Here is an 18,048-nt window from a genome sequence, read left to right on the forward strand (position 1 = left end):
GGATCAGATGAATTCGATCTTGCTGACGAGATAATAGCGGTCGCCCGACGGCACCGTCACCTCGACCTCTTCGTCCAGCTTGCGCCCGATCAGCGCGCGGCCGAGCGGCGAGTTGTAGCTGATCCGGCCGGTCTTGGCGTCCGCCTCGGTCTGGCCGACGATCTGATACTTGACCGGCTTGTCGTCCTCGTCGAGCAGCGTGACGGTCGCGCCGAACACGATCTTGTCGCCCGACAGATCCTTTGGGTCGATGATCTGCGCACGGCTCAGCTTGTCCTCGATGTCGGCGATCGTCGCCTCCACCTGCCCCTGGCGTTCCTTGGCCGCATGATATTCGGCGTTTTCGGACAGGTCGCCGTGTGCACGCGCTTCCTCGATCGCGTCGACGATCAGCGGCCGCTCTTCTTTCAGACGCCGCAGGTCCTGGGTGAGCTTGTCATAGCCCTCCTGGAGCATCGGCATCTTTTCGACGGTCGCCATATTCCTAGTCCCCAATTCTTACGCATTCCCGGTACGGACCGCCCTCCCCAAGGGGACGAGCGGCCCGCCAGCACATCATGTTCTCATGTCGGGATCAGTTGTGCGAACGCGAATAGTAGGATTGCAGGGGACGTACTTCAAGACCACGGGTGCCGGACGCCGCAATCGCCTTGGCCGCCTCGATGCTCGCGGGCGCCGTGGTGAAGTACGGAATCTTCTGCCCCAACGCGGCTTCGCGGATCGGCTTGGAGTCCTTCAGGCTCTGCCACCCCTCGGTCGTGTTGAAGATCAGGGTGATGCCGCCGTCCTTGATCCGGTCGACGATATGCGGACGCCCTTGCGCCACCTTGTTGATCTTCTCGACCGTGACCCCGGCGCGATCGAGATAATCGGCGGTGCCGCCGGTCGCGACGATCGCGAAGCCGGCTTCCGCCAGCATCCGGGCGGCGGGAACGATCTGTTCCTTGTCGCCGTCCTTCACACTGATGAAGACCGCGCCTTCGGTCGGCAGGACAGTGCCCGCCCCCAGCTGCGACTTGGCGAAGGCGGTGGTGAAGTCGGGGTCGATGCCCATGACCTCGCCCGTCGACTTCATCTCCGGCGACAGCACCGGATCGACGCCGGGGAAGCGCGCGAAGGGGAAGACCGCTTCCTTGACCGCATAATAATCGATGTGGCGATCGATCTGCGGCAGGTCGGCCAGCTTCTCGCCTGCCATGACGCGCGCGGCGATCTTGGCGATGGGGGTGCCGATCGCCTTGGCGACGAAGGGCACGGTGCGGCTGGCGCGCGGATTGACCTCGATGAGGTAGACCTGGCCATCCTTCACCGCGAACTGGATGTTCATCAGGCCACGCACGTTCAGGCCACGCGCCAGCGCCTCGGCCTGGCGTTCGATCTCGGCGATGATTTCGGCCGACAGGCTGTAGGGCGGCAGCGAGCAAGCCGAGTCGCCCGAATGGACGCCCGCTTCCTCGATATGCTGGAGTACGCCCGCCACGACGACCTGATCGCCGTCGCAGATCGCGTCCACGTCCACCTCGATCGCATCGCGCAAATACTGGTCGATCAGCACCGGCGCGTCGCCCGACACCTGCACCGCCGTCTGGATATAATCCTCCAGCTGCTGCGGGCCGTCGACGATCTCCATGGCGCGGCCGCCCAGCACGAAGCTGGGGCGCATCAGCACCGGATAGCCAACGCGATCGGCGACGATCAGCGCTTCCTCGCGGCTGCGCGCGATGCCGTTCTTGGGCTGGAGAAGCTTGAGGCTGTCGACAAGTGCGGCGAACTGCTCACGGTCCTCGGCCAGGTCGATGGCGTCGGGGCTGGTGCCCAGGATCGGGATACCGGCCGATTCCAGAGCGCGGGCGAGGTTCAGCGGGGTCTGGCCGCCGAACTGCACGATCACGCCGACCAGCTCGCCCTTCGACTTCTCGACGTCCAGGATCGCGAGCACGTCCTCGGCGGTCAGCGGCTCGAAATACAGCCGGTCCGAGGTGTCATAGTCGGTGCTGACCGTTTCCGGGTTGCAGTTGACCATGATCGTCTCATAGCCCGCATCCGCCAGCGCGAAGCAGGCGTGGCAGCAGCAATAGTCGAACTCGATCCCCTGCCCGATCCGGTTCGGACCGCCGCCCAGGATCACGATCTTCTTGCGATCGCTGGGGACGGCTTCGTCCTCGGGCTCGCCGAAGGTCGGGGCTTCATAGGTCGAGTACATATACGGCGTCTTGGCGTCGAACTCGGCCGCGCAGGTGTCGATCCGCTTGAAGACCGGACGCACGCCCAGCTTCTGGCGATGCTCGCGCACCTCCTGCTCGGTCACGCCGCCGGTCATCATCTTGACGACCTCGTGGATGAGCCCTGAGCCGCGCGCGATGCCGCGATCCATGCCGCGCAGGTTCGCAGACTGCAGCGCCAGATAGGCCAGCCGCTTGTCGGAGAAGCCCATCGCCTTCAGGCGGCGCATACCGGCCGCGTCCTGCGGCAGGCCGTTCTGCATGACCTCGGCCTCGGCCGCGACGATCTCGGCGATCCGCTCCAGGAACCAGGGATCATACTTCGCGATCGCATGGACCTCGGCGACGGTGAAGCCTTCGCGCAGCGCCTGCGCCGCGACCAGCAGACGGTCGGGGGTCGCCTTGGCCAGCGCCGCCTCGATCTCGGCACGCGGCGCACCGACCAGATGCTCGACATCGTTGAAGCCGCTCAGACCCGTTTCCAGGCCGCGCAGCGCCTTCTGCATCGATTCATGGATGTTGCGGCCGATCGCCATCACTTCGCCGACCGACTTCATCGCGGTCGACAGGACGGGTTCGGAGCCCTTGAATTTCTCGAAGGCGAAGCGCGGGATCTTGGTGACGACATAGTCGATCGTCGGCTCGAACGAGGCCGGGGTCGCGCCGGTGATGTCGTTCTCGATCTCGTCCAGCGTATAGCCGACCGCGAGCTTGGCCGCGACCTTGGCGATCGGGAAGCCGGTGGCCTTCGACGCCAGCGCCGACGAACGCGACACGCGCGGGTTCATCTCGATGACGATCAGGCGGCCGTCCTTCGGGTTGACCGCGAACTGCACGTTCGAGCCGCCCGTCTCCACGCCGATCTCACGCAGTACCGCCAGGCTGGCGTTGCGCATGATCTGATATTCCTTGTCGGTCAGGGTCAGCGCGGGCGCGACGGTGATCGAGTCGCCGGTGTGGACGCCCATCGGATCGATATTCTCGATCGAGCAGATGATGATGGAATTGTCGTTGCGATCGCGCACGACCTCCATCTCATATTCCTTCCAACCGAGGAGCGACTCCTCGATCAGCACCTCGGTCGTCGGCGAGGCGTCGAGCCCGGCGCGGACGATCGCGATGAACTCCTCGCGATTGTATGCGACGCCACCGCCGGTGCCGCCCAGCGTGAAGCTGGGGCGGATGATGGCGGGCAGGCCGACCTTCTCCAGGCCCTCCAGCGCTTCCTTCTCGGAATGCGCGATCGCCGAGCGGGCCGATTCCAGCCCGATCTTCTCCATCGCGACCTTGAACTTCTGACGGTCCTCGGCCTTGTCGATCGCCTCGGCATCGGCGCCGATCATCTGGACGCCGAACTTCTCCAGCGTGCCGTCATGGAACAGGGCCAGCGCGGTGTTCAGCGCGGTCTGGCCGCCCATGGTCGGCAGGACCGCGTCGGGGCGTTCCTTCTCGATGATCTTGGCGACGACCGCGGGCGTGATCGGCTCGACATAGGTCGCATCGGCCAGCTCGGGATCGGTCATGATCGTCGCCGGGTTCGAATTGACCAGGACGATGCGATAGCCCTCTTCCTTCAGGGCCTTGATCGCCTGCGTGCCCGAATAGTCGAACTCGCACGCCTGACCGATGACGATCGGACCAGCGCCGATGACGAGGATGGAGGAGATGTCGGTGCGTTTTGGCATTAGCTCGCCTGAAAAAGTTCGCTCACAATTGCCCCTAAAAGGGCGTTTGCCAGAGCGACAAGGGTTGGACTTTTATAGCGCTTGATAAACTCGCCCAAAGCTCGAACGAGAGTTTCATACAGTAAATAAGAGCGAAACGTTCCCGCTCTAATCAATTCGCGACCGGCTTTCACTTCACCCAGCAACCTTTCGCGTAGGCCTGGTTGATCAGGATCGCCATTATCATCATGCAGAGCCGATACAAATTCTTCTATCGGCCGATCTATTCGCAGAATTTGGTTGTGACCAATATTCACCAAGCGATCCGAAGCAGGCACCGGAATGCCTGCTAAGGGGTCACCTTCGACACGAGCAGTGAAAAACTTGTTCTGCTCAATCAGTTTTTCCGCCTCACGCAATCCAGAGGCCGTCAAACTGATCGGTTGCTCATCAGCCCCCCCAAGCAGCAATGGTCCGTCGATCCAAGACATCGCCACAAAATGCGAAAGGGCGCGATCCAACCATCTGCGATTAGGTTCGATCGCAAATTGCTGACACACCTCTCTGAAGCTCACTTCATCCCGATCAAGGATGTTTGAGGTATAATAAGCAGCAACGAGGAACTGCTCCTCGAAAGTCGTATAACTCCCGAGAATAATTGTCACCGAAGCGACCCCACGAACCGCTCGAACAGATAGAAGCTGTCCTGCGGCCCCGGCGAGGCTTCGGGGTGGTACTGGACCGAGAAGGCCGGGCGGTCGGTCAGTTCGAGCCCCGCATTCGACCCGTCGAACAGCGACACGTGAGTCTCGCGCGCGTTGGCGGGCAGCGTCTCGCGCTCGACCGCGAAGCCGTGGTTCATGCTGGTGATCTCGACCAGCCCGTCGGACAGGCGCTTGACCGGGTGGTTCGCGCCGCGGTGGCCCTGGTGCATCTTGGTGGTCTTGGCACCGACCGCCAGACCCAGAAGCTGGTGGCCCAGGCAGATGCCGAACAGCGGCTTGCCGGTGTCGAGCAGCTGGCGGATCACCGGCACCGCATATTCGCCCGTCGCCGCCGGATCGCCGGGACCGTTGGACAGGAAGATGCCGTCCGGGTTCAGCGCCATTACATCCTCAAACGAGGCAGTGGCAGGGACCACCGACACCTTCGCGCCCGCCTGCACCAGGTTGCGGAAGATGTTGTGCTTGCTGCCATAATCGATCGCGACGACGTGCGGGCGATCTTCGCCCTCGGAGCCCGCATAGCCGAAGCCCAGCCGCCACAGCCCGCCTTCGCGCGTCTCGCCCCAGCCATAATGCAGCTCGGTCGACACGTCCTTGGCCAGGTCCATGCCCTCCAGGCCGGGCCAGGCGCGCGCTTTCTCCAGCAGTGCGGCGATGTCGAACTCGCCAGACGCCGAATGCGCGATCACGCCGTCGGGCGCGCCAGCCGCCCGGATACGGCGGGTCAGCGCGCGGGTGTCGATGCCCGCCAGGCCGATGCGGTTGTGCCGCGCCATCCAACCGGCGAGGTTCTCCATCGCGCGGAAGTTGGACGGGGCGGTCGGGTCCTCACGGACGATCATGCCCAGCGCGTGCGGCGCGTCCGCCTCGATATCGTCGGGGTTCGCGCCGACATTGCCGATATGCGGGAAGGTGAAGGTGATGATCTGGCCCGCGAAGGACGGGTCGGTCATGATCTCCTGATAGCCGGTCATCGCGGTGTGGAAGCACACCTCTCCGACGGCATCACCCTCGACGCCGAAACCGCGCCCCCATAACACGTCTCCGTTCGCCAGAACGAGAACGCCCGTGGCGCCTTCAGGCTTTTCGGGCATGGCGAATGGCTTGGCGTCGGCCATGATCGGCGGGCACTCCTGCTAAAAATGTCTGCAATGTCGCTAAGTGGCGTCCGCTAGGGCCATCGGGCGTTCGCGTCAACCGGTTCACGGAATTGGTTCCATCGGCTATCGTCCCCGCCTTTCAGACAAGACGGAAAAATCATGATTCGCGACGACATCAAGGCCGCGCAGGTGGCCGCCATGAAAGCGGGCGACAAGGAAAGCCGCGCGGCGATCAGCCTGATCCAGGCCGCCATCAAGAACCGCGACATCGAACTCCGCACCGGGACCACGCCCGCCGATGACGACATGGTCGTGATCGAAGTACTGCAGAAGATGGTCAAGCAGCGCCGCGAATCGATCGCCATGTACGAACAGGGCGGCCGCCAGGAACTGGCCGATGCGGAAAAGGCCGAGGTCGCGGTGATCGAACGCTTCCTGCCGCAGACGCTGACCGAGGACGAGACCAAGGCCGCCATCGAGGCGATCAAGGCGGAGATCGGAGCGAGCGGCATGAAGGACATGGGACGCGTCATGGCCGAGCTGAAGGCGCGGCATGTGGCGGTGCTGGACATGAGCAAGGCGAGCGGGTTGGTGAAGGCTTCGCTGGCGTGATGTGGGTGTGGGGAGATGGATCGGTTTGATAGCAAGCGTGGTCCCCTCCCCCAGCCCCTCCCGCCTGCGGGAGGGGAGCCTGTTGCGCTTCGTGGAGAGGAATGCCCTCCACCAATAGCGCATCCCCTCCCGCAGGCGGGAGGGGACCGAGGGGAGGGCTCCCGGCCTTTCCGCGAAAACCGCCCTACGAGAAAAGCGCGGGAACTGCGCCTCAATCCGACGGATGCGGAACGCAGATTGTGGCGGGCCCTGTCCAGACGCCAAGTCGCGGGCGTCCGCTTCAACAGACAGGTCCCGGTCGGCCCGTACATCGCCGACTTCGCCGCCCGATCGGAAAAGTTGATCGTCGAGGTCGATGGCGGCCAGCATGACGAACGCGCCGCCTATGACGAAGCCCGCACCCGCCACATCAAAGCCCAAGGCTGGCGCGTCATCCGCTTCTGGAACAACGACGTTCTGGGCAATCTGGAGGGCGTCGTCGCGACCATTGCGCGTGCGCTAGCGGAAAAGCCCTCCCCTCAATCCCCTCCCGCCTGCGGGAGGGGAAGCGCACGGGGCAAGGGCGATTCCCAATAACTCCCCTCCCGCAGGCGGGAGGGGTTGGGGGAGGGCAATCCCGGACCATCCGCACCACCCAAACCCTTGCCAAAACACCCCCGTCCCGCTACACATTATAATCGCGCGGACGCCATGAGCCTGACCCCGCAATTCCTTGACGAGCTACGCGCTCGGACCAGTCTGTCGGCGCTGATCGGCAAGACGGTGAAGCTGCAAAAGGCGGGCCGGGAATATAAGGGCTGCTGTCCTTTCCATAACGAAAAGACGCCCAGCTTCTACGTCAACGACGACAAGGGCTTTTACCACTGTTTCGGCTGCTCGGCGCATGGCGATGCCATTCGTTGGATGACCGATCAGCGTGGCCTGCCCTTTATCGACGCGGTCAAGGAACTGGCGCAGGCGGCGGGGCTCGAAGTGCCCGCGCAGGACCGCCGCGCCGCTCAGAAGGCGGAGCGCGCCAAGGGCCTGCACGATGCGATGGCCGATGCCGCCGCCTGGTTTTCCGAACAACTGGGCGGCCTGTCCGGCGGCGACGCGCGGGAACTCCTGACCCGCCGCCGAGTCACGCCCGACACCGCTCGCGCTTTCGGCCTGGGCTTCGCGCCCGACAGCCGGGGCAAGCTGAAGGCCGCCCTCAAGGACTATGGCGACCCGGCACTGATCGAGTGCGGGCTGCTGATCAAGGTCGACGGCAAGGACCCGTATGATCGGTTCCGCGGCCGGTTGATGATCCCGATCCGCGACGCACGCGGCCGCGTGATCGCGTTCGGCGGCCGGATCATCGGCGAGGGCGAGCCGAAGTACCTCAACTCGCCCGACACGCCGCTCTTCGACAAGGGGCGTACGCTCTACAATCTCGACCGCGCCGCACCTGCGGTGCGCAAGTCCGGCCGCGTGCTGGTGGTCGAGGGCTATATGGACGTGATCGCCCTCGCCCAGGCCGGGATCGAGGAAGCCGTCGCGCCGCTCGGCACCGCGCTGACCGAGCATCAGCTGGAACGGCTGTGGCGCATGGTCGATGTGCCCACGCTGTGCTTCGACGGCGATGCGGCGGGGCAGAAGGCCGCGATCCGCGCCGCCCACCGTGCGCTGCCGCTGCTCCAGCCGGGCAAGAGCCTGTCCTTCGTCACTTTGCCGCAAGGCCAGGACCCCGACGATCTGGTCCAGGAAAAAGGCGCGGCCGGGTTCGAGGCGGTGCTTACCCGCGCCACGCCGCTCAGCGACCTGCTCTGGCAGTCGGAGATTGCGCAGGCCCAGACCGACACGCCCGAGGGCCGCGCCGCGCTGAAACAGCGGCTGGAGGAACTGGCGCAGCAGATCCCGCACAAGGATCTGGCCTACGAGTATAAGCGCGCGATGATGTCGCGCTATTTCGACATCTTCGGCATCCGGCGGGTCAATGCGGCGGCCGTGCATCAGGCGGTGGCCGAGGCCAATCGCCATGTCGGGCGCGGCGTCGAATACAGCCTGAAGCGTGCGGTGCTGCTCGGCCTGATGCGCTATCCGCATGTGCTGTGCCGCTACATGGACGAGATCAGCCGGTTGGACATGGGCGACCGCTATCTCAACGACTGGCGGCATCACCTGCTCGACGCGGCGGTCAACGACCCGCATCTGTCGCGGAAAGACGCGGCCGAGGCGGAAAGCCTGATCGAACAGATCATGGCGACCACCGACGTCCACCCGATCGACGCGCGCGACTATACCCGCGACCTGGCGTTCAGCTTCTTCAGCAAGGCCAGCGATCCCGCCATCGCGGTTCGCGATCTGGAAAAGATCATCGAGGTCATGCTGGAAGAAAGCGAGACGCGTGCGAACCGCGAACGCGCGGTGCAGGCGTTCCAGACGGACATGACCGAGGATCGCTTCGCCGAGCAGACGCGGTGCCATGCGGCGCACGCGCAATCGATGGACCAGCTCTACAGTTGGCTAGAGGCGGCCCGCGATCTGGCCGAGAAGCAAGCCGGGGAGGCCGCTTGATACAGGCAACCCCGCGCCCCATATCCGGGGCATATTGGGCGACCTACGCCCACACTGGAAAATTACGCATGGCCCCCTCACCCGCTTGCCAAACCGGCGGCGTGCGTGAAAGAGGCCGGGCATTGAGACCCGAGGGCATTTGATGGCGAAGGCGAATATGGCGGCGGATACGACCGATACCACGGAAACGGGCGATGCGCCGCTGATCGACCTGAACGAGGCGTCGATCAAGAAGCTGATCGCGCGCGCCAAGAAGCGCGGCTACATCACCTATGACCAGCTGAACGAAGCGCTGCCGCAGGACCAGATGTCCTCCGACCAGCTCGAGGATATCATGGCCGCCCTCAACGAGATGGGCGTCAATATCGTCGAGAATGAGGAGCAGGGCGAGGACGGCGAGTCCGAGGAAGAGGCCGACGACGCCGAGGCCACGGACACCGACGGCGATTCTGGCCCTCAGCCCGAGGCGAAGAAAAAGGAAACCGTCGATCGCACAGACGATCCGGTCCGGATGTACCTGCGCGAGATGGGCGCGGTCGAACTGCTCAGCCGTGAGGGCGAAATCGCCATCGCCAAGCGGATCGAGGCGGGTCGCGACACGATGATCCTGGGGCTGTGCGAAAGCCCGATCACCTTCAACGCGATCATCGACTGGTCGACCGCGCTGAACGAAGGCACGATGCAGCTGCGCGAGATCCTCGATCTCGACGCCATGCTGTCCAAGGACGCCGGCCCGGAAAATCTGGGTGAGGAGGACGAGGACGACAATGGCGAGATCAGCGCCAAGAACGCCGGTCCCCAGTTCAAGGAAGAAGAAGAGCCCGAGGAACCCTCGATCGATGACGAGGATGGCGAGGGCGGCGAGCGTCGTGGTCCGCGCGCCGAGGACGAGGAAGAGGACAATACCCTCAGCCTCGCCCAGATGGAGGAAACGCTCAAGCCGCAGGCGCTGGAGAAGTTCGCCAACATCACCGCGATCTACAAGAAATTCTCGAAGATCCAGCAGCAGCGTCTGGAGTCGATGGCGCTGGGCGGCGAGCTGTCGTCGGCGGACGAGCGTAAGTATCACAAGCTGCGCGAAGAGCTGACCGCCGAGGTCGAGAGCGTCCAGTTCCACAACGCCAAGATCGAATTCCTGGTCGACCAGCTCTATGCCTATAACCGGCGCCTGACCGCGCTGGGCGGCCAGATGCTGCGCTTGGCCGAACGGCACAAGGTCAACCGCAAGGACTTCCTCGACCGCTACCTCGGCCATGAGCTGGACGAGAACTGGCTCGATACGGTGCGCGGGCTCGACAAGAAGTGGGGCAATTTCGCGAGCAACGAAGCCGCCACCGTCGATCGCATCCGCAGCGAGATCGCCGAGATTTCGCAGCAGACCGGCATGGCGCTTACCGAATTCCGCCGCATCGTGAACATGGTGCAGAAGGGCGAGCGCGAGGCGCGCATCGCCAAGAAGGAAATGGTCGAGGCCAATCTGCGCCTCGTCATCTCCATCGCCAAGAAATACACCAATCGTGGCCTGCAATTCCTGGACCTGATCCAGGAGGGCAATATCGGCCTGATGAAGGCGGTCGATAAGTTCGAATATCGCCGTGGTTACAAATTCTCGACCTATGCCACCTGGTGGATTCGTCAGGCGATCACCCGCTCTATCGCGGACCAGGCGCGGACCATCCGTATCCCGGTCCATATGATCGAGACGATCAACAAGCTGGTCCGCACCAGCCGCCAGTTCCTGCACGAGCAGGGGCGCGAGCCGACCCCGGAGGAGATGGCCGAACGCCTCTCCATGCCGCTGGAGAAGGTGCGCAAGGTGATGAAGATCGCCAAGGAGCCGATCTCCCTCGAAACGCCGATCGGCGACGAGGAGGATTCGCATCTCGGCGACTTCATCGAGGACAAGAACGCGGTCATCCCGGTAGACGCGGCGATCCAGGCGAACCTGAAGGAAACGGTCACCCGCGTCCTCGCCTCGCTCACCCCGCGCGAAGAGCGCGTGCTGCGCATGCGCTTCGGCATCGGCATGAACACCGACCACACGCTGGAAGAGGTCGGGCAGCAGTTCTCGGTCACCCGCGAACGCATCCGCCAGATCGAGGCCAAGGCGCTCCGCAAGCTGAAGCACCCCAGCCGCAGCCGCAAGATGCGCAGCTTCCTCGACCAGTAAGGTCTGACGCCACGGAAACGGAAAAGCCGTCGACCACCTGGTCGGCGGCTTTTTTGTGGGCCATCGCCTGTCGCCCCCATGCGAACCGCGATAGACTGGCCCGTCACCAGCCATCTCGCACGCCGGACCCAAGCGACTGACATGGATATTCGCCGCGACGATCCGACCGCGCCGCATGCCGCCGGTCTGCTCGCCTATAACCTGCGCAACATGCGCGGTGAGGCGGAAGAATTTTCCTTCGCGCTCGACGCCTCCACGCTGGCCGATCCCTGCATTTCCTTCTGGACAATCGGGGAACGGCTCCACGCTCGCCGGTTTCGCCGCGCTGAGGCAACTGGACACCCGGCATGACGAGGTGAAATTCATGCGAGTCGCGCCCGGCTTTCTAGGCCGGGGTATCGGCCGTACGCTGCTCAACCATGTCATCGCGGAGGCGCAGCGCCGCGATTATCATCGGATCAGCCTGGAAACGGGAACCACGTCGCCATACCGGCCTGCCGTCGCGCTCTATCGTAGCGCGGGCTTCCGATCGTGCGACGCCTTTGCCGATTACCGGCCGAGCCCGCACAATCCGTTCCTCACGCGCGATCTGACCGCCTGATCGGTGCCGTCACTCGGCGCATCCGATGGCTTTGGGCTCCACAATTACACCCAGGGGCGATAATCCCCGCCGGATGAAACGCCTGCTCCCGCTGCTCGCCCTGCTGACCGCCGCTGCACCAGCGAACCAGAACGTCCCTCGCCCCGGCTATGTTCGGGTGCAGCTCAATACCTCGGAAGGTCCCATCGTCGTCGCGCTTGACGCACGCCGTGCGCCGGCGACCACGAAGAACTTCCTGGCCTATGTCGATGACGGGCGGTTCGACGGGACGGTGTTCTACCGCGCCGCGCGCGACAAGCGGAATCCCAAGGAGGGGTTCGTCCAGGGCGGTATCCGCACCGATGCCCGCCGCATCCTGCCGCCCTTCCCGCTCGAGACAACCGCCAAGACCGGGATCAAGCATCTGGACGGCACCATCTCGATGGCGCGCGGGCAGTCGGCCAGTTCGGCGGGCGGCAATTTCTTCATCACCGTGGGGCCGACGCCGGGCATGGACGCGCGGCCGGGCTATGACGGCTATGCCGCCTTCGGGCGTGTGGTGGCGGGAATGGACACGGTGAAGAAAATCCTCGCCAAGCCCTCGGGCGGTGGCCTGGACGCCATGAAGGGGCAGATGATCCTGAAGCCCGTCGCGATCCGCTCCGCCAAGCGGCTCGACGGCACGCCCAAGCCGACCGGTGAGCCGAAGATGTGGCTGTATAATTTCGGGGGCTAAGCGCCCCCACCTCCGTTCAGCCTGAGCGAAGCCGAAGGCCACGCCGCACCATGACCATGCGCCATGCAGACGCTCGTGGCGAATGGCGTCCCTTGGCCTTCGACTTCGCTCAGGCTGAACGGAGCGCGGTCAAAGAAAAAGGGCGGCGACACCGCTTGGTGCCACCGCCCCTTCCTGTCGAACCGCTGACGGTCCGCGCCCCCGATTACTCGGCGGCTGCGGTGCCCTTGGCCGGACGCGTGTCGCGACGCTCGGCAATACGCGCCGACTTACCGGTGCGGCCACGCAGATAGTACAGCTTGGCACGACGCACGGCGCCCTTGCGGACGACATCGATCGAGTCGACGTTCGGCGAGTAGAGCGGGAAAACACGCTCCACGCCCTCACCGAAGGAGATCTTGCGGACGGTGAACGACGAGCCCATGCCCTTGTTCGAGCGGGCGATGCAGACGCCCTCATAGAACTGGACGCGGGTGCGCTCGCCTTCGACGACCTTCACACCGACCTTCAGCGTGTCGCCGGGGCGGAATTCCGGGATCTTCTTCGTCTCGTTGAACTTGGCGATCTGCTCAGCTTCGATCTGCTGGATCACGTTCATGACTATATTCCTCAATCGTCGCCGCGCGCCAGAGGGCGACCGACCCGAACGCCCTCATGACGTTCCCAAAGGTCCGGCCGCCTTGACCGTGTATCCTCGCAAGCCCTGGCATGACGCCATTTTGCGATTTTCGCATGATCCCCCGATCGCAGCACTTCAGGGATCGTGCGCCCTTCCCACTCCGCAGGTCGGGTATATTGCGGATATTCGAGAAGGCCGCTTTCGAAGCTTTCCTCGACTCCGCTTGAAGCCGCGCCCATTACGCCGGGAAGCAGCCGAACGCAAGCGTCGAGGAGCACCAGCGCCCCCATCTCGCCACCCGACAGGATATAGTCGCCGATCGACACCTGTTCGATGCCCCGCGCCTCGAACAAACGCTCGTCGAAGCCCTCGAACCGGCCGCACAGCACGGTGACGCCCGGTCCCGCCGCCAGTTGGCGAACGCGCGGCTGGGTCAGCGGGTGCCCACGCGGCGTCATCGCCAGCACCGGCCGGTCGTCGGCGACCGAGTCCACCGCCGCCGCCAACACATCGGCGCGCAACACCATGCCCGCGCCGCCGCCTGCGGGCGTGTCGTCGACCGAGCGATGCTTGTCGGTCGCGAAGTCGCGAATCTGCACCGTCTCCAGCGCCCAGCGATCCTCGCGCAGCGCCCGCCCCGCCAGCGAATGGCCCAGGGGTCCGGGAAACATCTCGGGGTAGAGCGTCAATATTGTCGCGCGGAAGGTCACAGCGTCCAGTTCTCGATAGTCAGGCCGGGGATGTCGGCGAAATCGGCTTCGTTGTTGGTGATGAGCGTCAGGCCCGTCGCCAAAGCATGGGCACCGATCAGGCGATCGAACCGTCCTCGCCGGAACGGGATCTCCGCATAAGCGGATGCCGCCCTTTGGTCGAACGGCAATATCGGCACACGGTCAAAAAAGCGGTCGAACGCCGCCACGGCTTCGGTGCCGTGATGCCCCAGCCCACGCATGATCTCCGCATAGGTGATCGCGGAGGCCATGACGCTGCCCGGTTCGCACGTCGCGAGCCGCTGCGCCGCGCGACCGCTGGCATCGCGAAGGACATAGATGCAAATATTCGAGTCGAGCAGATAGCGCGGTTCAATCACGGCCGAGCAGCTTTCCGTCCCAATCCAGTTCGCGCGGCTCCATGTCGAAGTCTTCCCGCTCGATCGGCTTCAGCCACGGCATCGAGCCCGCGATGCCGGTCAGGTCGATCGTCTTGCGCGGCGCCTGGACGGGTTCGAACACATAGCGGCCCTGCTCCTCGCGCAACGTCATCTCGGTGCCCTCGGCCAGCCCCAGTGCGGCGGGCAGGCGCAGCGCAAGCGAGTTGCCCGAGCGGAAGACCTTCGCTTGATAGTCCTTACCCATATCGCCTCCGTATATACGCTATGTATATACATGATCCTCGGTCAAAGGCCAAGGAACGTTGCGCCGCCTGACGCTTTGCCCCCGCCATGGACGATTGCATCATCATCGGGGCGGGCCCCGCCGGGTTGACGGCGGCGATCTATCTCGCGCGCTATCACCTGCGCATCCATATGTTCGACAGCGGATCGAGCCGCGCGGCGATGATCCCCTGCACCCACAATCATGCCGGCTTCCCCGAGGGGATCAGCGGCAAGGCGCTGCTGGCCCGGATGCATGACCAGGCACGTCGTTACGGTGCGCATTGCACGCCGCACCGGGTCACCGCGATCCGGCCCGAAGGAGATCATTTCCGCGTCATCACCGATGATGCCGAATACCAAACCCGCACGGTCCTGTTGGCCACGGGCGTGGTCAATCACCGCCCCAAGCATCTTCTGCCCGATGTGCACGACCCGGCGCTGGAGCGCGGATTGATCCGCTATTGCCCGGTCTGTGATGGCTATGAGGTCACCGACAAGCGGGTCGGCGTGATCGGCACCAGCGACCATGGCATGCGCGAGGCGCTTTTCCTGCGCGGCTTCACCCGCGACGTGACGTTGATTGCGCCCGATGCCGCGCATGACCTCGATCCCGAATGCGCCCGGGCGCTGGACGATGCGGGCGTGCAGCGCGTGGACGGCCCCTGTGGCGGCTGGGCGATCGAGGGGGACCAGATCGCGCTCGACACCGCCAGCGGCCGGATGGCGTTCGACAGCGTCTATCCCGCGATGGGGTCACGCATTCGGTCGGAACTGGCGGTATCGGCGGGCGCAAAGGCGGACCCGAGCGGATGCCTGGAGGTCGACGACCATCAGCGGACCTCGGTTCCCGGCCTGTTTGCCGCCGGAGATGTGGTGAAGGGGCTGGATCAGATCAGCCACGCCATGGGCGAGGCCGGCGTCGCCGCAACGACGATCCGCAATCTGCTGAACGAGCAACGCCCGATCAGGCGATGAAGGCGCGCTCCACGATCAGGCGATCCTGATCCCATTCGAGCACCGCCTGCGCGTTCATCGGCACCATGAAACGGCGGCCATCGGGCCGTTCGATTTCCAGCACGTCGCCCGCACCGAAATTCTCGATCAGCGCGACATGGCCCAGTTCCTCGCCATCGCTGGCGATCGCCGACAGGCCGATGATGTCGGCGTGATAATATTCGCCCTCCTCCAAAGGAGGCAGGGCAGAGCGCGCCACCGTCAGTTCGGTCCCGCGCAGCGCCTCGGCGGCATTGCGATCGGTCACCTCGGCAAAGCGCGCGATAACGCCGTTCGAGCCATCCCGCGCCGACTTGAGGGTCAACGCGCCGTCGTTGAACGAGCGATAGTCCGACAGATCGTCGGCAAAGACCTTCAGCCGAACTTCGCCCGTAATGCCGTGTGCGCCGATGATCACCGCCAGCGTGACGCGCGGCTCACCCGTTGGGCGAACCGGCATTGCCGTCGGGGGTGTCGTCGTCGCCTTCGGCGGGCTCTGGCGCGGAGACGCCTTGGTTGGTCGCGTCGTCATGATCGTCGGGTGCGGTCCGGGGGTCGGGTTCGGTCGGCGGGGTCATGCGTCATCCTCTTCAAGCCATGGGCTTTCAGAAACGCACGGCCCCGCATTCCGATGCCATGGGCGGGCTCGATCGTGACCGACCGTGGCCCACCCAGGACCAAGACAAATTAGGCCTCGGCGGTTTCGGCCGGCGCGTTGGCGGCTTCCTCGGCGGCCTTCAGCTTCTCGGCACGCTCCTCGGCGCGCTCCTTGGCCTTCTCGCCCGGCTCGGCCTTCTTCGGGTTGTTGCGCGCGGCGCGCTCACGGACGCCGGCGGCATCCAGGAAGCGGGCGACGCGGTCGGTCGGCTGCGCGCCATTGGCGAGCCAGTGCTTCGCGCGCTCGGTGTCGAGCTGCACGCGCTGCTCATTGTCCTTGGCGAGGAGCGGGTTGTAATTGCCGATCTTCTCGATGAACTTGCCGTCGCGCGGCGCACGGGCGTCGGCCACCACAATGCGGTAGTAAGGGCGCTTCTTCGAGCCACCACGCGACAGACGAATGCTGAGAGCCATATTTCAGTCCTTGGAGTAAAAAGTTCAAATTACCGGCAATTCCGTCCGGCGCGGGGGTTATTTCTTCTTCAGAAGATTTTCGAAACCGGGGGGCAGCTTGGGCATCCCGTCGGGCAGCTTGCCGCCGCCCATCCCGCCGAGACCGCCACCGGGCAGACCGTTCGAGCCCGCCTTGTTGAGCATCTCGCCCATCTGCGGACCGCCCAGCGCATTGCCCAGGCCGCCAAGGCCGCCCTTGCCGAGCATCGACATCATGCCCTTGATGCCGCCCATCTTCTTGATCTTCTTCATCGCCGTGGACATTTCCTGATGCATTTTCAGGAGCTTGTTCACGTCCTGCACCGTGGTGCCGGACCCCTTGGCGATACGGATCTTGCGCTTGGCGTTGACCAACTCGGGCTTGGCGCGCTCCTTGACGGTCATCGAGGTGATGATCGCGTCCATGCGGAGCAGGATCTTGTCGCCACCGGCATCATTGAGCGCGTTCTGCGCCTTCTTCATGCCCGGCATCATGCCCGCCAGCGCGCCCAGGCCACCCATGCGACGCATCTGGGCCAGCTGGCCGCGCAGGTCGTTCAAATCGAACTGCCCCTTGGCCATTTTCATGGCCATGCGCTCGGCATCTTCCTGCTGGATCGTCTCGGCGGCGCGCTCGACCAGCGACACCACGTCGCCCATGCCGAGGATGCGCCCTGCGACACGCTCCGGATGGAAGGCTTCCAGCGCATCCATCTTTTCGCCGACACCGGCAAACTTGATGGGCTTGCCGGTGACCGCGCGCATCGACAGCGCCGCACCACCGCGCGCGTCGCCGTCCATACGGGTCAGCACCACGCCGGTCAGCGGCACCTGTTCGGAGAAGCTGGTTGCGACGTTGACCGCATCCTGGCCGGTCAGCGAGTCGACGACGAGCAGGATTTCCTGAGGCTGGGCGATCTCCGCCACGGCCTTCATCTCGTCCATCAGCGCCTGGTCGACGTGCAGGCGCCCTGCGGTGTCGAGCATCAGGACGTCATAGCCCTGCAGCTTGGCGGCCTGGAGCGCGCGACGCGCGATCTCGACCGGCTGCTGCCCGGCGATGATCGGCAGGGTCGATACCTCGACCTGGGTGCCCAGCGTCGCCAGCTGCTCCTGCGCGGCCGGGCGATTGACGTCGAGCGACGCCATCAACACCTTCTTGCGCTCGCGGCCCATCGCACCGCTCGACAGCCGCTTGGCGATCTTGGCGGTGGTAGTGGTCTTACCCGAACCCTGAAGGCCGACCATCATCACGACGGCGGGCGGCGTAACATCGAGCAGCAGCTCGCTGGCATCCGCGCCCAACATCGCGACCAGCGCGTCATGGACGATCTTGACGACCTGCTGGCCCGGCGTGATCGAACGCAGGACGTTCTGGCCGATCGCCTGTTCGGTGACCTTGTCGACGAAATCGCGCGCGACGGGCAGCGCGACGTCGGCTTCCAGCAGCGCCACGCGCACTTCGCGCATCGCGGTGCGGACATCCGCCTCGGTCAGCGCGCCACGGCCACGGAGGCGGTCGAATACGCCGCCAAGCCGATCGCTCAAGCTGTCGAACATCGCCTCACCTCGTCAAACCCGAGCCGGAGAGTCCGGCTCAAAAACCCGTGTCGCACCGCCAAACG

19 protein-coding genes and 1 pseudogene are annotated in these 18,048 nt (G+C 64.7%); 8 read left to right on the forward strand and 12 right to left on the reverse strand.

Annotated elements, in window-relative coordinates:
- Positions 1–3 precede the first annotated feature (3 nt).
- The 4 genes from greA to carA all read right to left on the reverse strand — a co-directional run bounded on the left by greA (position 4) and on the right by carA (position 5,729).
- Positions 4–480 (reverse strand): transcription elongation factor GreA, encoded by a 477-nt coding sequence (greA, locus tag ACQHGV_RS09340; protein ID WP_183953050.1) that lies wholly within the window; start codon positions 478–480, stop codon positions 4–6.
- 94 nt (positions 481–574) lie between these two features.
- Entirely contained in the window at positions 575–3,907 is a 3,333-nt protein-coding gene (carB, locus tag ACQHGV_RS09345; protein ID WP_440977983.1) for a carbamoyl-phosphate synthase large subunit, read from the reverse strand.
- Positions 3,907–4,551, reverse strand: a complete 645-nt coding sequence (locus tag ACQHGV_RS09350; protein ID WP_440977984.1) for a hypothetical protein — start codon at positions 4,549–4,551, stop codon at positions 3,907–3,909. Before ACQHGV_RS09350 ends, carB begins: the two co-directional genes overlap by 1 nt.
- Positions 4,548–5,729 (reverse strand): glutamine-hydrolyzing carbamoyl-phosphate synthase small subunit, encoded by a 1,182-nt coding sequence (gene carA, locus ACQHGV_RS09355; protein ID WP_440977985.1) that lies wholly within the window; start codon positions 5,727–5,729, stop codon positions 4,548–4,550. Before carA ends, ACQHGV_RS09350 begins: the two co-directional genes overlap by 4 nt.
- A 141-nt stretch (positions 5,730–5,870) precedes the next feature.
- Here carA and ACQHGV_RS09360 point away from each other — a divergent pair, with 141 nt between their 5' ends.
- The 7 genes from ACQHGV_RS09360 (at position 5,871) to ACQHGV_RS09390 (ending at position 12,347) form a co-directional block, all read left to right on the forward strand.
- The gene (locus ACQHGV_RS09360) at positions 5,871–6,323 is read left to right on the forward strand and encodes a GatB/YqeY domain-containing protein (RefSeq protein WP_440977986.1); all 453 of its coding nucleotides are present in this window, start codon (positions 5,871–5,873) and stop codon (positions 6,321–6,323) included.
- Between the two features lie 15 nt (positions 6,324–6,338).
- Entirely contained in the window at positions 6,339–6,899 is a 561-nt protein-coding gene (locus ACQHGV_RS09365) for an endonuclease domain-containing protein (RefSeq protein WP_440977987.1), read from the forward strand.
- A gap of 114 nt (positions 6,900–7,013) precedes the next feature.
- A complete protein-coding gene (gene dnaG / locus ACQHGV_RS09370) occupies positions 7,014–8,861 on the forward strand; it encodes a DNA primase (protein WP_440977988.1) in 1,848 nt (615 codons plus the stop codon).
- A 142-nt stretch (positions 8,862–9,003) separates the two neighbouring features.
- Complete coding sequence (gene rpoD, locus ACQHGV_RS09375) at positions 9,004–11,031, forward strand: RNA polymerase sigma factor RpoD (protein WP_440977989.1); 2,028 nt, start codon at positions 9,004–9,006, stop codon at positions 11,029–11,031.
- 141 nt (positions 11,032–11,172) lie between these two features.
- A complete protein-coding gene (locus ACQHGV_RS09380; protein WP_440977990.1) occupies positions 11,173–11,382 on the forward strand; it encodes a hypothetical protein in 210 nt (69 codons plus the stop codon).
- Between the two features lie 4 nt (positions 11,383–11,386).
- Positions 11,387–11,632 carry a GNAT family N-acetyltransferase gene (locus ACQHGV_RS09385; RefSeq protein WP_440977991.1) on the forward strand — a complete coding sequence of 82 codons (246 nt, stop codon included), beginning with the start codon at positions 11,387–11,389 and terminating at the stop codon, positions 11,630–11,632.
- 73 nt (positions 11,633–11,705) lie between these two features.
- Positions 11,706–12,347 (forward strand): peptidylprolyl isomerase, encoded by a 642-nt coding sequence (locus ACQHGV_RS09390; protein WP_440977992.1) that lies wholly within the window; start codon positions 11,706–11,708, stop codon positions 12,345–12,347.
- Positions 12,348–12,552: 205 nt separating this feature from the next.
- On the opposite strand, the gene rplS is transcribed toward ACQHGV_RS09390, so the two are convergent.
- The 4 genes and pseudogenes from rplS to ACQHGV_RS09410 form a co-directional block, all read right to left on the reverse strand.
- Entirely contained in the window at positions 12,553–12,945 is a 393-nt protein-coding gene (gene rplS / locus ACQHGV_RS09395; RefSeq protein ID WP_175310865.1) for a 50S ribosomal protein L19, read from the reverse strand.
- A 15-nt stretch (positions 12,946–12,960) separates the two neighbouring features.
- Positions 12,961–13,676: pseudogene (trmD, locus tag ACQHGV_RS09400) on the reverse strand (tRNA (guanosine(37)-N1)-methyltransferase TrmD); the annotation flags it as partial.
- The gene (locus tag ACQHGV_RS09405; RefSeq protein WP_440977993.1) at positions 13,673–14,056 is read right to left on the reverse strand and encodes a type II toxin-antitoxin system VapC family toxin; all 384 of its coding nucleotides are present in this window, start codon (positions 14,054–14,056) and stop codon (positions 13,673–13,675) included. The pseudogene trmD and the gene ACQHGV_RS09405, both read right to left, overlap by 4 nt.
- Positions 14,049–14,321 carry an AbrB/MazE/SpoVT family DNA-binding domain-containing protein gene (locus ACQHGV_RS09410; protein ID WP_183952113.1) on the reverse strand — a complete coding sequence of 91 codons (273 nt, stop codon included), beginning with the start codon at positions 14,319–14,321 and terminating at the stop codon, positions 14,049–14,051. The genes ACQHGV_RS09405 and ACQHGV_RS09410 overlap by 8 nt, the downstream gene beginning before the upstream one ends.
- Positions 14,322–14,407: 86 nt before the next feature.
- Here ACQHGV_RS09410 and ACQHGV_RS09415 point away from each other — a divergent pair, with 86 nt between their 5' ends.
- Positions 14,408–15,316 (forward strand): NAD(P)/FAD-dependent oxidoreductase, encoded by a 909-nt coding sequence (locus tag ACQHGV_RS09415; protein ID WP_440977994.1) that lies wholly within the window; start codon positions 14,408–14,410, stop codon positions 15,314–15,316.
- Here the strand turns inward: ACQHGV_RS09415 and rimM are convergent.
- From rimM to ffh, 4 genes are all read right to left on the reverse strand, one after another.
- The gene (gene rimM, locus ACQHGV_RS09420) at positions 15,306–15,794 is read right to left on the reverse strand and encodes a ribosome maturation factor RimM (RefSeq protein WP_440977995.1); all 489 of its coding nucleotides are present in this window, start codon (positions 15,792–15,794) and stop codon (positions 15,306–15,308) included. The genes ACQHGV_RS09415 and rimM overlap by 11 nt on opposite strands.
- Positions 15,772–15,912 (reverse strand): hypothetical protein, encoded by a 141-nt coding sequence (locus tag ACQHGV_RS09425; RefSeq protein WP_440977996.1) that lies wholly within the window; start codon positions 15,910–15,912, stop codon positions 15,772–15,774. Before ACQHGV_RS09425 ends, rimM begins: the two co-directional genes overlap by 23 nt.
- A 109-nt stretch (positions 15,913–16,021) precedes the next feature.
- On the reverse strand, positions 16,022–16,405 hold the full coding sequence (rpsP, locus tag ACQHGV_RS09430; protein ID WP_183952109.1) for a 30S ribosomal protein S16: 384 nt from the start codon (positions 16,403–16,405) through the stop codon (positions 16,022–16,024).
- 57 nt (positions 16,406–16,462) lie between these two features.
- Entirely contained in the window at positions 16,463–17,983 is a 1,521-nt protein-coding gene (ffh, locus tag ACQHGV_RS09435; RefSeq protein ID WP_183952108.1) for a signal recognition particle protein, read from the reverse strand.
- Between the last annotated feature and the right edge of the window lie 65 nt (positions 17,984–18,048).

The organism is Sphingomonas pseudosanguinis (genome assembly GCF_052056765.1).
GTDB classification, from domain to species: domain Bacteria; phylum Pseudomonadota; class Alphaproteobacteria; order Sphingomonadales; family Sphingomonadaceae; genus Sphingomonas; species Sphingomonas pseudosanguinis.

Excerpts from the sequence above, each read along its gene's own strand:
- carB (WP_440977983.1), bottom strand. The coding sequence starts at position 3,907 with ATGCCAAAACGCACCGACATCTCCTCCATCCTCGTCATCGGCGCTGGT.
- greA (WP_183953050.1), bottom strand. The coding sequence starts at position 480 with ATGGCGACCGTCGAAAAGATGCCGATGCTCCAGGAGGGCTATGACAAG.
- ACQHGV_RS09360 (WP_440977986.1), top strand. The coding sequence starts at position 5,871 with ATGATTCGCGACGACATCAAGGCCGCGCAGGTGGCCGCCATGAAAGCG.
- ACQHGV_RS09410 (WP_183952113.1), bottom strand. The coding sequence starts at position 14,321 with ATGGGTAAGGACTATCAAGCGAAGGTCTTCCGCTCGGGCAACTCGCTT.
- ACQHGV_RS09380 (WP_440977990.1), top strand. The coding sequence starts at position 11,173 with ATGGATATTCGCCGCGACGATCCGACCGCGCCGCATGCCGCCGGTCTG.
- ACQHGV_RS09365 (WP_440977987.1), top strand. The coding sequence starts at position 6,339 with ATGGATCGGTTTGATAGCAAGCGTGGTCCCCTCCCCCAGCCCCTCCCG.
- rpsP (WP_183952109.1), bottom strand. The coding sequence starts at position 16,405 with ATGGCTCTCAGCATTCGTCTGTCGCGTGGTGGCTCGAAGAAGCGCCCT.
- ACQHGV_RS09425 (WP_440977996.1), bottom strand. The coding sequence starts at position 15,912 with ATGACCCCGCCGACCGAACCCGACCCCCGGACCGCACCCGACGATCAT.
- carA (WP_440977985.1), bottom strand. The coding sequence starts at position 5,729 with ATGGCCGACGCCAAGCCATTCGCCATGCCCGAAAAGCCTGAAGGCGCC.
- rimM (WP_440977995.1), bottom strand. The coding sequence starts at position 15,794 with ATGCCGGTTCGCCCAACGGGTGAGCCGCGCGTCACGCTGGCGGTGATC.
- rpoD (WP_440977989.1), top strand. The coding sequence starts at position 9,004 with ATGGCGAAGGCGAATATGGCGGCGGATACGACCGATACCACGGAAACG.
- ACQHGV_RS09415 (WP_440977994.1), top strand. The coding sequence starts at position 14,408 with ATGGACGATTGCATCATCATCGGGGCGGGCCCCGCCGGGTTGACGGCG.
- ACQHGV_RS09390 (WP_440977992.1), top strand. The coding sequence starts at position 11,706 with ATGAAACGCCTGCTCCCGCTGCTCGCCCTGCTGACCGCCGCTGCACCA.
- rplS (WP_175310865.1), bottom strand. The coding sequence starts at position 12,945 with ATGAACGTGATCCAGCAGATCGAAGCTGAGCAGATCGCCAAGTTCAAC.
- ffh (WP_183952108.1), bottom strand. The coding sequence starts at position 17,983 with ATGTTCGACAGCTTGAGCGATCGGCTTGGCGGCGTATTCGACCGCCTC.
- dnaG (WP_440977988.1), top strand. The coding sequence starts at position 7,014 with ATGAGCCTGACCCCGCAATTCCTTGACGAGCTACGCGCTCGGACCAGT.